This is a genomic window from Tardiphaga sp. OK246 (assembly GCF_900188215.1).
Classification (GTDB): Bacteria; Pseudomonadota; Alphaproteobacteria; order Rhizobiales; family Xanthobacteraceae; genus Tardiphaga; species Tardiphaga robiniae.
Window position 1 is genome coordinate 120,888 of sequence record NZ_FZOX01000002.1, and the last position, 12,911, is coordinate 133,798.

General features: G+C 61.1%; 12 protein-coding genes. 11 read left to right on the forward strand and 1 reads right to left on the reverse strand.

From position 1 onward, the window contains the following. The first annotated feature begins 31 nt into the window (after positions 1 to 31). The 9 genes from recO to arsC all read left to right on the forward strand — a co-directional run bounded on the left by recO (position 32) and on the right by arsC (position 8,235). Positions 32 to 781: a DNA repair protein RecO gene (recO, locus tag CHC01_RS07955; RefSeq protein WP_089263820.1), complete on the forward strand. Its 750-nt coding sequence runs from the start codon at positions 32 to 34 to the stop codon at positions 779 to 781. 81 nt (positions 782 to 862) lie between these two features. Next, positions 863 to 1,336, forward strand: a complete 474-nt coding sequence (locus tag CHC01_RS07960) for a hypothetical protein (protein ID WP_089264617.1) — start codon at positions 863 to 865, stop codon at positions 1,334 to 1,336. Positions 1,337 to 1,413: 77 nt separating this feature from the next. Next, entirely contained in the window at positions 1,414 to 1,707 is a 294-nt protein-coding gene (locus CHC01_RS07965) for a hypothetical protein (protein WP_089263821.1), read from the forward strand. A 9-nt stretch (positions 1,708 to 1,716) separates the two neighbouring features. Then, the gene (locus tag CHC01_RS07970) at positions 1,717 to 3,183 is read left to right on the forward strand and encodes a TolC family protein (RefSeq protein ID WP_089263822.1); all 1,467 of its coding nucleotides are present in this window, start codon (positions 1,717 to 1,719) and stop codon (positions 3,181 to 3,183) included. A 13-nt stretch (positions 3,184 to 3,196) separates the two neighbouring features. Further along, positions 3,197 to 4,582, forward strand: coding sequence for a multicopper oxidase family protein (locus tag CHC01_RS07975; RefSeq protein WP_089264618.1), 1,386 nt, complete (start codon positions 3,197 to 3,199; stop codon positions 4,580 to 4,582). A 52-nt stretch (positions 4,583 to 4,634) separates the two neighbouring features. Beyond that, positions 4,635 to 5,096, forward strand: coding sequence for a cupredoxin domain-containing protein (locus CHC01_RS07980; RefSeq protein WP_089263823.1), 462 nt, complete (start codon positions 4,635 to 4,637; stop codon positions 5,094 to 5,096). A gap of 87 nt (positions 5,097 to 5,183) precedes the next feature. Next, positions 5,184 to 5,438: a copper-binding protein gene (locus CHC01_RS07985; protein WP_231081113.1), complete on the forward strand. Its 255-nt coding sequence runs from the start codon at positions 5,184 to 5,186 to the stop codon at positions 5,436 to 5,438. Between the two features lie 179 nt (positions 5,439 to 5,617). Then, positions 5,618 to 7,876: a DNA topoisomerase IV subunit A gene (parC, locus tag CHC01_RS07990; RefSeq protein WP_089263825.1), complete on the forward strand. Its 2,259-nt coding sequence runs from the start codon at positions 5,618 to 5,620 to the stop codon at positions 7,874 to 7,876. 11 nt (positions 7,877 to 7,887) lie between these two features. Next, entirely contained in the window at positions 7,888 to 8,235 is a 348-nt protein-coding gene (gene arsC, locus CHC01_RS07995; RefSeq protein ID WP_089263826.1) for an arsenate reductase (glutaredoxin), read from the forward strand. Between the two features lie 175 nt (positions 8,236 to 8,410). Here arsC and CHC01_RS08000 read toward each other — a convergent pair whose 3' ends face one another. Then, the gene (locus CHC01_RS08000) at positions 8,411 to 9,379 is read right to left on the reverse strand and encodes an amidohydrolase family protein (RefSeq protein ID WP_089263827.1); all 969 of its coding nucleotides are present in this window, start codon (positions 9,377 to 9,379) and stop codon (positions 8,411 to 8,413) included. A gap of 424 nt (positions 9,380 to 9,803) precedes the next feature. Between CHC01_RS08000 and CHC01_RS08005 the strand changes: the two genes are divergently transcribed. Together CHC01_RS08005 and CHC01_RS08010 are read left to right on the forward strand one after the other, a co-directional pair. Further along, positions 9,804 to 11,282, forward strand: a complete 1,479-nt coding sequence (locus CHC01_RS08005; protein ID WP_089263828.1) for an MmgE/PrpD family protein — start codon at positions 9,804 to 9,806, stop codon at positions 11,280 to 11,282. Positions 11,283 to 11,424: 142 nt separating this feature from the next. Continuing rightward, complete coding sequence (locus tag CHC01_RS08010) at positions 11,425 to 12,882, forward strand: MmgE/PrpD family protein (RefSeq protein ID WP_089263829.1); 1,458 nt, start codon at positions 11,425 to 11,427, stop codon at positions 12,880 to 12,882. The last annotated feature ends 29 nt before the right edge of the window (positions 12,883 to 12,911 follow it).

A 12,911-nucleotide genomic window follows, 5' to 3' on the forward strand; every position in this document is an offset into this window, starting at 1 on the left:
GGCGGCTGCCGAATTCCTGTAAACTGCCCCCATGGAATGGACCGATGAAGGCATCATCCTGGGCGTGCGGCGGCATGGCGAATCCAGTGCCATCGTCGAATTGCTGACGCGTAGCCATGGTCGTCATCTCGGCCTGGTGCGCGGTGGTGCGGGGTCAAAGATGCGACCGCTGCTGCAACCCGGCAATAGCGTGCAGGCGATATGGCGGGCGCGGCTGGACGAACAGCTCGGCTATTACCTGATGGAAGGCACGTTGATGCGTGCCGCGACGCTGCTGGGTTCGTCCCATGCGGTCTACGGCATCACCCATCTCGCCTCGCTCGCGCGGTTGCTGCCGGAGCGCGATCCGCATGAAGACATCTACGAGACGCTGGAGCGCATCCTGGATGACTTCGATGATGTCGGCGAAGCCGCGCTCCATGTGATCCGGTTTGAGCTGGCGATGCTGACCGAACTCGGCTTCGGCCTCGATCTGGAGAATTGCGCCGCCACCGGCGTGACCTCTGACCTGATTTACGTGTCACCCAAATCTGGCAACGCAGTGTCCCGGACCGCGGGTGAGCCGTATCGCGACCGGCTGATGCGGCTGCCGTCATTCCTGCGCGAGAGTGAAGACGGCCAAAACAGCATCTCCGACCGCGACCTGCAGGACGGCTTCGACCTGACCGGGCGCTTTCTGCTCCGCAACGTGCTGGAACCGCGCGGGCAGGGCCATTCCGACGCCCGCGAAGGGTTCATCAACGCGGTGACGCGGCACCTCGCGCGAATCTCATCGTCCTGAGGCAAGTTCGACATTGGCGAATGCCGGATTCGCGTCTATGTTCCGTGCGTTGACGGGTTGATGGGAAGATATCGCATCCAGATGCTGGTTCGTCTGACCAGAGTGCAGCGGCTGAGAGCAGGGTGGTTCGTCGCCCTGGTTTATTTGTTGTGCGTGCTGGCGCCGACGATCTCCCTTGCCTTGCCGGGACAGCACCCGGTCGCGCCGTGCCTGACCGGCGAAAGTCATATGACCGGCATGGTTCATGTTAACAGCAGCGCGTCGGCGCACATGCATGGCGATGGTCACGCGCACGATCATTCTGTCGCGCACTCATCTGCTGCACATGCTGACGGCGACCATGCATTGACGGCAATCGACGATGCGTCGGGTCCGCACAAGGTCCCGCACTCACCGAATGGTCCATGCTGCGGCCTGATGTGTGTCTCCGCGCTGCCGGCACCGCTGACTGACATCGTGACCCCTTCGGTGCCGACGGTCCTTCGTGTCGTCGAAGGCTATCGCGGGGTCACCGACAGTGCGCCCGCCCGGCTCTACCGCCCTCCCATTTCCTGATCTGATCGTATCGACGCGGTGCCGCGCCCGTTAAGGGCACGCGCACCTGTGATCCATCGTCATTTCAGGAAAACAACATGCTTGCGCAGCTTGGGGCGAAGCTCGCCGCCGTTTGCTCGGTGGTCGGGAAACTATTCGATGTCAGATTTGGAATCCTTGCAGCGATAACCGCTGCCGGTATGGAGCTCGGTGGCTGCATGCCAGTGACCGCACCGTTGGCTGGCGCCGATCCGGCAGATCCCGGCGCCAGGGTCGCTGGCGTCGGCTATCGCTCCACTGTGGCTCCTTACAGCAGCCTTCGGCCGGTTGCCCCGTCGTCATGGCGCGAGCAGAACGACCGTGTCGCTCCTATGCCGAAATCTGGCCGGTAGGGGCACGTCATGTTCAATAAGCATCACAAGCCGCGCACGCATGCGCGCCAGTTCGGTTCAAGGTCTGCAGCCGGCATTACGCTGCTATCGACGCTGTTGCTGGCGGGATGTGCATCGTTCTCGCCGGATCGCGGTATGGGCGTCGTCGCCGGGGTCGCAAGCGAGACCATCAACAAGGACGTGATTGCGATCCGGACGCCGGATGACGCACTACGTGCCGATGCAACCGTCAAAGCCCTGCTGCGGCGGGCATTGACAGTCGACAGCTCGGTGCAGATCGCATTGCTCAGCAATCGCGGCCTGCAGGCTGCGTATAATGAATTGGCGCTTGCGGAAACGGATCTCGTCGGCGACAGCCTGCCGCCCAATCCGACATTCTCGATCTCGCGCATTTCCGGGAATGGCGCGCTGGAGATCGAGCGACAGGTCGTCGGCGATATTCTCGCGCTGGCGACACTGCCGTTCCGCTCGGAGATCGCCCGTCAACGATTCCAGAAGGCGCAGTTGCGCGCCGCAGAAGAGACGCTGCGGCTCGCAGCCGATGTTCGACGCGCCTACTACCGCGCCGTCGCTGCCAATGAACTTGTTGGCCTGCTGACGGACGCCAAGTCGACGGCGGAAGCCACAGCGCAACTCGCGCAGAAGCTGGGCGAGACCGGATCGCTGAACAAGCTCGACCAAGCCCGCGAGCAGGTATTCTACGCGGAGACGACCGCCGATCTCGCAACGCTCCGCCAGGAGGCCACGAGTTCGCGCGAGCGTTTGATCCGTCTGCTCGGACTCTGGGACACCGATATCGGCATCAGGCTGCCGCAAAAACTTCCAATACTGCCGCGCCAGCCGCTGTCGTTGCCGCGCATCGAGGTCGATGCCGTTGCACACCGCATTGACCTGCAGATCGCCCGCATTGAACTCGCTGCTCTCGCCAAGTCGCTGAACCTCACTGAAGCAAGCCGGTTCGTGACGTTGCTCGACGTCGCCGGCATCGACCGCAAGACGCGTGATCCGGAGGGGGCGCCGTTCCGCGAACGGGGCTTCGACGTGCAGTTCCAGATTCCGATCTTTGACGGTGGTGAAGTGCGCGTTCGACAGGCCGCAGAAATCTACAATCAGGCCTTCAACCTGTTGACCGAGAAGGCGGTGAATATCCGCTCCGAAGCCCGCGATGCCTTCAGGGTCTATCGCTCGACCTACGATATCGCCGGTCACTACCAGCGCGAGGTGCTGCCGCTCCGCAAGATCATCTCGGAGGAGATGCAATTGCGCTTCAGCAGCATGCAGGTCGATGTATTCGCGCTGTTGACCGAGGCCCGCCAACGCATCGCAGCTTTGCGCGCAGCCATTGAAGCCAAGCGCAATTTCTGGCTCGCGCAGTCGGAACTGCAGACCGCGATCAATGGCGGCGGCCGCAGCGAACCATCATCCGAAACAAGATCCGCGACGGCCGCGCAAGCGTCCAGTGGAGGAGGGCACTGAAATGGAGAAAACCATGTTGTCCCGGCGAAACTTTCTCGGCACAGCCACGGTGCTTGCCAGTGCGGCTGCGGTGACCGGCCGCGCCCAGGCGGCGAGTATTCCCGAAGCGCCCATGATGAACAAAGTAACGATGCAGCCACCGCTGCATCCGCCGAGCGGGCCCGACTACAATCCGGTGGTTACGCTCAACGGCTGGACATTGCCGTGGCGTATGAATGGCGACTGGAAGGAATTCCATCTGGTCGCCGAGCCCGTCGAGCGCGAATTCGCGGACGGCATGAAAGCATATCTCTGGGGCTACAACGGCCAGTCGCCGGGGCCGACGATCGAAACTGTCGAAGGCGACAAGGTTCGCATCTTCGTTACCAACAAACTGCCGGAGCACACCACCGTGCATTGGCACGGTGTGATCCTGCCAAGTGGCATGGATGGCGTCGGCGGGCTGAGCCAGCCGCACATCAAGCCCGGCAAGACCTTCGTCTACGAATTCGAGATGAAGCACAGCGGCACGTTCATGTACCACCCGCATTCGGACGAGATGGTCCAGATGGCGATGGGCATGATGGGGATGATGGTCGTGCATCCCCGCGACAACAGCTTCCGGCCCGCCGATCGCGATTTCGTCTTCATCATGAGCAGCTATCTCATCGATCCCGGCACCTATCTGCCGAAGGTCAACGAGATGACCGACTTCAATATGTGGACGTGGAACAGCCGCGTCTTTCCCGGCATCGATCCGTTGCCGGTTCGTCTCGGCGATCGCGTGCGGATACGGGTCGGCAATCTCACGATGACCAACCATCCGATCCATCTGCACGGGCACAAGTTTGCGGTCAGTTGTACCGATGGCGGATGGGTGCCTGACAGCGCGCAATGGCCGGAAGTCACCACTGACGTGCCGGTAGGCGCGATCCGGGCATTCGACTTTGTTGCCGACAATCCCGGTGATTGGGCGTTCCACTGCCACAAGTCGCATCACACCATGAATGCGATGGGTCACGACGTCAGAAACCTGATCGGCGTCTCCAAAAAGGATCTGGCGAAGGCAGTCGGCAAGCTGGCGCCGGACGCGATGATGATGGGATCCACCGGCGGTGCCATGGGCGAGATGGAGATGCCGATGCCTGACAACACTCTGCCGATGATGACGGGATCAGGTCAGTTCGGTCCGATCGAGATGGGCGGCATGTTCAGCGTCATGAAGGTGCGGGACGGACTCGCGCGCGACGATTACCGCGATCCGGGTCCTTACGATTTCCCGAAGGGCACGGTGGCCTATGAGATCGAAGCACCGCAGAGCGAAGCTCCACGACAGACGAGCGTGAAGGACAAAACCATCAAAGGCCAGGGATCGAAGCCGATGGACATGAAGAAGGGCATGAAAATGAAGGGAATGTAGAGCCAGGACTGCACATCGTCATCACAGACAACAATCAACACGGAAAACTGAAATGAACGAGACTCGAAAATACATTGGTCGCGGCGTCATGCTGGCCGCGATGGCTTACGCGGCCGCTGCTGTGGCCCACGACAAGCACGGAGGATATTCGGCCGGCGAACCCGGCGATCCCAAGAAGCCGGCGCGGGAGATCGTCGTCAGCATGAACGAGATGGATTATTCGCCTGCGGTCATTGAGGTCAAGCGCGGCGAGCAGATTCGCTTCGTCATCCGTAACGCCGGGACAGAAGCACATGAATTCCTGCTGGCGACCACGGCAGAGAATCTGAAGCACGGCGACGCGATGAAGAAAAATCCCGATATGGAGCATGACGAGCCCAACGGCTTGCGTCTCGCCGCCAAGAAGTCCGGGGAAATCCTGTGGAAGTTCTCGAAGGCAGGGACGTTCGAATATTCATGCCTGATCCCGACGCATCGTGAATTGGGGATGACCGGCAAGATCATCGTGAAATAGGCCGATGCAAATAGTTCAATCTCAAGCAAGGACCGCACTATGAAGACCAATGGATCTGTCGCGCTTGTCGCGTTTGTTGCGCTCTCAATGTTCTGCGTCGCGGGTTACGCGCAGGACGCTGCGGTGCGCGGAGAAGTAAAGAAGATCGATGAAGCGGCAGGCAAGATCACGCTGAAGCACGGTCCGATCAAGAGCCTCGATATGGACGAGGGCATGACCATGGTCTTTCGCGTGAAAGACCCGGCGATGCTGAAATCGGTCAAGGTGGGCGACAAGGTGAAGTTCGATGCCGGCCGCATCGATGGTCAGATCGTCGTGACCTCCATCCAGAAATCCAAATAGCCGCGGGAAGGTGGCGTCCAGGCGGAGCCTGGAACCGCCATCTTCCCATCGCCTAATGGCTGACGAAATGACGTGGGCGTCCTCTCCCTAGGCGAGGGCGCCCCGATATCGATGGAACTTGATCGGTGGCGCGTGATTCATTTCTTGCCCGATTCGCCGGGAGGCGCTAACCCCTCGCCATGGGAAAAAGACTGATTCCGCCGGAGCCGGCTGAAATTCACGAAGTGCAGCTGCGGGACGCGCTCGAGGAGCGCTATCTCGCTTACGCGCTCTCCACGATCATGCACCGGGCGCTGCCGGATGCGCGGGACGGCCTCAAGCCGGTGCACCGCCGCATCCTCTATGGCATGCGCCTGCTGCGGCTCGATCCGGGTACGCCGTTTAAGAAATCCGCCAAGATCGTCGGCGACGTGATGGGCTCGTTCCATCCGCATGGCGACCAGTCGATCTATGACGCGCTGGTGCGCCTCGCGCAGGATTTCTCGTCGCGCTACCCGCTGGTCGACGGCCAGGGCAATTTCGGCAATATCGACGGCGATAGCGCGGCAGCCTATCGTTATACCGAAGCCCGCATGACCGATGTTGCGCGGCTGCTGCTCGAAGGCATCGACGAAGACGCGGTCGAGCTGCGCCCGAATTACGATGGCCAGACCAAAGAGCCGGCCGTGCTGCCGGGCGGCTTCCCGAACCTGCTGGCCAATGGCGCGCAGGGTATCGCGGTCGGCATGGCCACCTCGATCCCGCCGCACAATGTCGCCGAACTCTGCGACGCCGCGCTGCATCTGATCGACAAGCCCGACGCCAAATCGAAATCGCTGATGCGCTGGGTGAAGGGACCGGATTTCCCGACCGGCGGCATCATCGTCGATTCCAAGGAAAGCATTGCCGAAGCCTATATGACTGGGCGCGGCTCGTTCCGGACCCGCGCCAAGTGGCATGTGGAAGAGGGCGCCCGCGGCGCCTGGAATGTCGTCGTCACCGAGATTCCCTGGCTGGTGCAGAAATCGCGGCTGATCGAGAAGATCGCCGAACTGCTCAACGACAAGAAGCTGCCGCTGATCGGCGACATCCGCGACGAGTCCGCCGAGGATATCCGCGTCGTCATCGAGCCGAAGACGCGCAATGTCGATGCCGGTCTGGTGATGGAGTCGCTGTTCAAGCTCACCGAGCTCGAGAGCAAGATTCCGCTGAACCTCAACGTGCTGGTCAAGGGCCGCATCCCCAAGGTGCTCGGCCTCGCCGAGTGTCTGCGCGAATGGCTCGACCATCTGCGCGACGTACTGCTGCGCCGCTCCAACTTCCGCAAGAACCAGATCGAACATCGGCTGGAAGTGCTCGGCGGTTACCTGATCGCCTATCTCAATATCGATGAAGTCATTCGGATCATCCGCACCGAGGATGAGCCCAAGCCGGCTTTGATGAAGGCATTCAGCCTCACGGAATTGCAGGCCGAGTCGATCCTGAACATGCGGCTGCGCTCTTTGCGCAAGCTCGAAGAATTCGAGATCAGGAAAGAAGACAAGGAGCTCCGCGCGGAGCTCAAGGGCATCAACGCGATCCTGAAGTCCGAGACCGAGCAGTGGGCAAAAGTCGGCGAGCAGGTCCGCAAGGTGCGCGACATCTTCGGGCCGAAGACGCCGCTCGGCAAACGCCGCACGGTGTTCGCCGATGCGCCGGAGCACGATCTCGCAGCGCTCGAAGAGTCGCTGGTCGAGCGCGAGCCCGTTACGGTCGTGATTTCGGAGAAGGGCTGGGTCCGCACATTGAAGGGGCAGGTCGCAGATCTCTCCAACCTCACCTTCAAGACCGACGACAAGCTCGACAAGGCGTTCTTCGCCGAAACGACGTCGAAGCTGATGCTGCTGGCCACCAATGGCCGGTTCTATTCGCTCGACGTGTCGAAGCTGCCGGGCGGTCGCGGCCATGGCGAGCCGATCCGCCTGTTCATCGACATGGAGGGCGATGCCGCCATCGTGTCGATGTTCGTGCATAAGGGCGGCCGCAAGTTCCTGATTGCCAGCCATGACGGTCAGGGCTTCCTCGTCAATGAGGACGACTGCGTCGGCACCACCCGCAAGGGCAAGCAGGTGCTGAATGTCGAGATGCCGAACGAGGCGCGGGCGCTGACGGTGGTCGGCGAAGGCAGCGATCAGGTCGCGGTCATCGGCACCAACCATAAGATGGTGATCTTCCCGCTCGACCAGGTGCCGGAAATGGCGCGTGGCCGCGGCGTGCGTTTGCAGAAGTACACCAGCGCAGGTCTGTCGGATGTCGCCACTTTCGTGGCCAAGGAAGGCCTGACCTGGAAGGATTCGTCCGACCGCGAGCATCGCCTGACCTGGAAGGAACTCGCGGACTGGCGCGGTAATCGCGCGGACGCCGGCCGTCTTGCGACCGGTCTGCCGAAGTCGAACAAGTTCGGCCGAGCGATCGAGTAACCTCGCGCGTTATGACGGTCACCATCTTCCACAATCCCGCCTGCGGGACATCGCGCAATACACTCGCGATGATCCGGCAAAGCGGGATTGAGCCGGTGGTGATCGGCTATCTCAAAACGCCGCCGGATCGCGCCCGGCTCGTCGCGTTGATCGACGCAATGGGCGGTGGCGCTCGGGCGTTGCTGCGCGAGAAGGAAAGTGTCTATGGCGAGCTTGGGCTTGCTGATCCCGCGCTCGGCGATGACGCGCTGATCGACGCGATCATCGCGCATCCGATCCTGATGAACCGACCCATCGTCGAGACGCCGACGGGCACGCGATTGTGCCGACCGGCAGATGTGGTGCTGGGGCTGCTCTAGGGATCCAACTTGCCGATCAAACGACGGCGTCGTCCTGAGGAACCGCGCTCTTGCGCGGCGTCTCGAAGGACGGTGGCAAGGTTGGTGTCAACGAGCCCATGGTTCGAGACGAGCGCAAAGGGTGCGCCGCTCACCATGGGGGCTGCAGATCTCGACGCCAGATGGGCCGCGGCAATTACGTCACCGGCGCGAACTTGAACAGCTTCTCTGGGTTGGTCACCAGCAGTTTGCGTTGAACCGCAGGATCCGGCGCGTAAAGCGGGATCAGATCCACGAGCGTGCCGTCATTGGGCATGATCTTGACATTCGGATGCGGCCAGTCGGTGCCCCACAACACGCGGTCCGGCGCATTGTTGATCAACTGCTTCGCGAACGGCACGGAGTCGTGGAATGGCGCTGTGCCAGCCGAGGCGCGTTCGAGACCTGTAATTTTCATCCAGCACTTATCGTCGCTGGCCTGCAGATCGAGCAGTGCCTTGAATTCGGGATCGTCGAGGCCCTTGGCGGCGCTGATCGTCCCCATGTGATCGATCACGTAGGTCACCGGGAGCGCTTTCAGGATCGGCACGAACTCACGGACTGTGCCGGCTTCGAGATAAATGTCCACATGCCAGCCGATGGCAGCGACGCGGTCGACCAACGTACGGAAGACCTTCATGTCGCCGACGCCGCCAAGTCGTTTGAGGAAGGCGAAGCGGCAGGCGCGGATGCCGCCTTTGTCGAGCGCCATGAGATCGGCTTCCGACATGCTGTTGTTCACATTGGCGACGCCCCTGTACTTGCCGCCGCTCTGCGCGATCGCGTCGATCACCACGCGGTTGTCAAACCCATGGACGGTCGCATTGACGATGACGGCGCGTTCGACGCCGATCGCTTCATGCAGCTTGCGAAACATCTCAAGCGGAGCGTCAGGCGGCGAGTAGGGGCGCTTGGGCGAGAACGGATACACCGCGGCAGGGCCAAAGATGTGTGTATGCGTATCGACGCTTCCGGCGGGTGCGCGAAATTTTGGAGGAATTGTATCGAGATCGGGGCCGGCAATGGCGGGGATTGCGGGTTCGTCGGCAGCCTGCGCTATTCGGCTTCCAATCACATTTGTGAGGCCAAGTGATGCCATCGCGGCCAGAACGTCACGTCGGTGCATTTAATCTCCTTGCGTCTGCATGCGCTGCGGCATGCACCAGACGTGAATCATCGGTGCATGTGTCGCCGTAGAGCGGCACCTGCAAATTTGTTGGCTGTCGAAACGATATATGTCTCTGCGGGAATGCGAGCAGCGCTCATGGCCGGATGATGAATCTCTGCAGCGTTTCACCCTGAAAGTTATTTGTTGGAATCCAGAGCGCGCATGACGTGCAACGGAAACAGACCGTATTAAAGCTAGTGGGGGTGAATTTATGAAACAAATGAGAAATTCGGGATAATAGCGCTATCTCGTGCATATATTGCAAATCCGTAAGGTCGCCTGAATTCGAACTGCTTGCTATCGAATTGTAATAGGCGTATCGCCGCAGCCCGACGAAGCGGCGCGTCGATCGCGCGAAGAATGATAGTTCGGAGGAAATCCCATGGCATACACCAATCGCAGGACCATCTTGCAGGCAGCTGCCGCGCTCCCGGCTCTGGCTGCAGCGGGGCGTGGTGCCTTGGCTGCGGAGTCAGCTGCCAGTGAGGCGCCGAAGAAAGTCGCATCGGTTGCTCCGCCGCATGTGACGCAGATTCTCGCGCACTACATCGTCAATGCCAAATACGATGACCTTCCGGCAAGTGTCCGCAAGGAAGGCGTGCGCACGCTGTTGAACTGGGTCGGTGTCGCCATTGGCGGTTCGCATCATCAGACGGTGGACATCGCGGCGTCGGCGCTGGCGCCATTCTCCGGTCCGGCGAAGGCCTCGCTGTTCGGGCGCAACGAACGCTTCGACATCATGAACGCCGCTTTCATCAATGGTGTCTCGAGTCACATCTTCGATTATGACGACACCCATCTGAAGACGATCATTCATCCGGCTGGTCCAGTCGCATCTGCGATTCTGGCGATTGCGGAAATGAAGCCGGTGTCCGGCAAGGATTTCCTCAATGCGCTGGTGCTCGGTATCGAGACCGAATGCCGGATCGGCAATGCCGTTTATCCGAACCACTATGACGTCGGCTGGCACATCACCGGCACCGCTGGCGTATTTGGCTCGGCCGCCGCGGCTGGCAAGCTGCTCGGTCTCAACGAACAGCAGATGATCTGGGCGCTGGGGCTCGCGGCCTCGCAGCCTGTCGGCCTGCGGGAGTCCTTCGGTTCGATGAACAAGAGCTTCAATCCCGGCCGTGCTGCCAGCAACGGCATCTTTGCCGCTATCCTTGCGTCAAAGAATTACACCAGCTCCGATGGCGTGATCGAGGCCAAGCGCGGCTGGGCCAATGCCATCAGCACCAAGCAGGACTATGCCGAGATCACCGAGGGACTCGGCAAGCGTTACGAGTCAGCGCTCAACACCTACAAGCCGTTCGCCTGCGGCATCGTCCTGCATCCGCTGATCGACGCGGCGATCCAGCTCAGGAATGAGAACAAGCTGACGCCGGATATGATCAAGCAGGTCGACGTGAAGGTTCATCCGCTGGTGCTCGAGCTTACCGGCAAGAAGACCCCCAGGGAGGGGCTCGAAGGAAAATTCAGCGTCTACCATGCGGTTGCCATCGCCTTTATCGAAGGCGCCGGCGGCGAGAAGCAGTTCAGCGATGGGGCGGTGCGCGACGCGAAGACGATCGAATTGCGCGGCAAAGTCGTTCCGACTGTCGATCAATCGATCAAGCCGGAACAGGTCGAGATGTCCGTCGAGTTGAATGACGGGCGCGTGCTCAAGAAGCGGATCGAGCACGCCATCGGCAGCCTCGAGAAGCCCATGAGCGATGCCGATCTCGAACGCAAGTTCAAAGATCTCGCTGAAGGAATCCTGCCGCACAAGCAGGCGGCAAAGGTCATGGAGCTGTGCTGGAAGGTGGAGGGCTTGGCGAGCGCCGGAGATATTGCAAGGGCAGGCGCGCGATCCACTGCCTGACAGCCGTTGCCCGCGATGAAGCATTGAGGCCTTCGCGAGGTGGCCTGAACGTACGTTAATCGTCACGCCGTCAGTATTGTGAGCAGAAACCTCGCCGCATCCCTCCAGGGAGCCTTGCGGCCAACACTCCTTAAAGGATGACATGTCCCAGCGTCGTACGCCTTCACGCCGTCGCGTTCTCCAGTCTGCCAGTGCTCTCGCCGCATTAACGCTTTCGCCGTCCATCATTCGCAAGGCTGCAGCAGCGGATGCGGATGTCACCGGGCGTCTTGCGCGCTACATGGTCTCGGCGCGCGACAAGGCGCTTCCTGATGTGGTGATGACGGAATGCAAACACCGCATCCTCGATACGTTCGGCGCGATGGTCTCCGGTGCGCGGATGCATCCGGGCGAGATGGCCCTGAAATATGTTCGCGGGCTCGGCGGCGAACAGCAGGCGTCGGTGATCGGATCCAGTTTCCGCACTACCGCCGTCAACGCCGCGCTGGCCAATGCCATGTGTGCGCATGCGGACGAGACCGATGATTTCGAGCCGGTCACCAAGGCGCATCCGGGAAGCGCTGTCGTGCCGTCCGCGCTGGCGATGGCGGAAAAGGAAGGTGGCCGGTCGGGCATCGAATTCATTCGGGCCGTGACGCTCGGATATGATCTCACTTGCCGGCTGCTGATGGCGCTTGGACCGGATCTCGTCCGTGGTTCGCACCGCAGTGCGGAGGGGACCAGCTCCACCTTTTCTCTTGGTGCAGCGGCGTCGCTGGCTCGGCTGGACGAGAAGGGTATGCGTTATGCGATCTCCTATTCCTCGCAGCAGGTGGCTGGTCTGTGGAGCTGGGTGAAGGACGAGGATCACGTCGAGAAGGCTTTCGACTTCGCGGGCATGGGCGCCCGCAACGGCCTGACCGCCGTGACCATGGTTCAGGCCGGTTTGACCGGCGTTCATGACGTCCTCGATGGCACGCATAACTTGTTCATTGCGCTGTCCACGGATCCGAGGCCGGAAGAGATGCTCGCCGGTCTCGGCAGCCGCTTCTACGTCACTGAAACGGCGATCAAGACATTCTCGGTCGGCTATCCGATCCAGTCGCCGCTCGACGCCATACTAACCCTGCGCAAGCAGAACGGCCTGACGCCGGGCAATGTGAAGAGCATCCTTGTCAAGATTCCGACCGATGCGACGGGGATCGTCGGCACCAGCGCGATGCCCGACGTCAACTGCCCGCATCTGGTGGCGGTCGCGCTCGTCAAGGGTGCCGTGTCGTTCGTCGACAGCCATGACCAGGCGCTGATGAAGGATTCCAAGATCCTTGAGCAGCGCGCCAAGGTAACCGTGGTCGGCGACAAGGCTCTGATGGACCCTGCCGCGCCGCGCGGCGCCATCGTCGAAGTGACGATGATGGACGGGAAAAAGGTCGAGCACTTCACCAAGTTCCCGCCCGGCACCAAGGAAAATCCGCTGAGCACCGACGCCGTCAGTGCGAAGACCCGTGACTTGATCGCGCCGGTTCTCGGGGGCGAAAAGGCGAAGAAGCTGATCGATCAGATCAACAATCTGGAGAAGGTCAAGGATATCCGCTCGCTGCGGCCACTGTTCACGGCCTGATACCCGATACGCGAAGCGCTGGGATCAAT

What these genes read in the sequence shown, in the direction of transcription:
- CHC01_RS07960 (WP_089264617.1), top strand. Translation starts at nt 863, where the DNA reads ATGCTGGTTCGTCTGACCAGAGTGCAGCGGCTGAGAGCAGGGTGGTTC.
- CHC01_RS07980 (WP_089263823.1), top strand. Translation starts at nt 4,635, where the DNA reads ATGAACGAGACTCGAAAATACATTGGTCGCGGCGTCATGCTGGCCGCG.
- CHC01_RS07975 (WP_089264618.1), top strand. Translation starts at nt 3,197, where the DNA reads ATGTTGTCCCGGCGAAACTTTCTCGGCACAGCCACGGTGCTTGCCAGT.
- CHC01_RS08010 (WP_089263829.1), top strand. Translation starts at nt 11,425, where the DNA reads ATGTCCCAGCGTCGTACGCCTTCACGCCGTCGCGTTCTCCAGTCTGCC.
- CHC01_RS08000 (WP_089263827.1), bottom strand. Translation starts at nt 9,379, where the DNA reads ATGCACCGACGTGACGTTCTGGCCGCGATGGCATCACTTGGCCTCACA.
- CHC01_RS07985 (WP_231081113.1), top strand. Translation starts at nt 5,184, where the DNA reads ATGTTCTGCGTCGCGGGTTACGCGCAGGACGCTGCGGTGCGCGGAGAA.
- CHC01_RS07970 (WP_089263822.1), top strand. Translation starts at nt 1,717, where the DNA reads ATGTTCAATAAGCATCACAAGCCGCGCACGCATGCGCGCCAGTTCGGT.
- recO (WP_089263820.1), top strand. Translation starts at nt 32, where the DNA reads ATGGAATGGACCGATGAAGGCATCATCCTGGGCGTGCGGCGGCATGGC.
- CHC01_RS07965 (WP_089263821.1), top strand. Translation starts at nt 1,414, where the DNA reads ATGCTTGCGCAGCTTGGGGCGAAGCTCGCCGCCGTTTGCTCGGTGGTC.
- arsC (WP_089263826.1), top strand. Translation starts at nt 7,888, where the DNA reads ATGACGGTCACCATCTTCCACAATCCCGCCTGCGGGACATCGCGCAAT.
- parC (WP_089263825.1), top strand. Translation starts at nt 5,618, where the DNA reads ATGGGAAAAAGACTGATTCCGCCGGAGCCGGCTGAAATTCACGAAGTG.
- CHC01_RS08005 (WP_089263828.1), top strand. Translation starts at nt 9,804, where the DNA reads ATGGCATACACCAATCGCAGGACCATCTTGCAGGCAGCTGCCGCGCTC.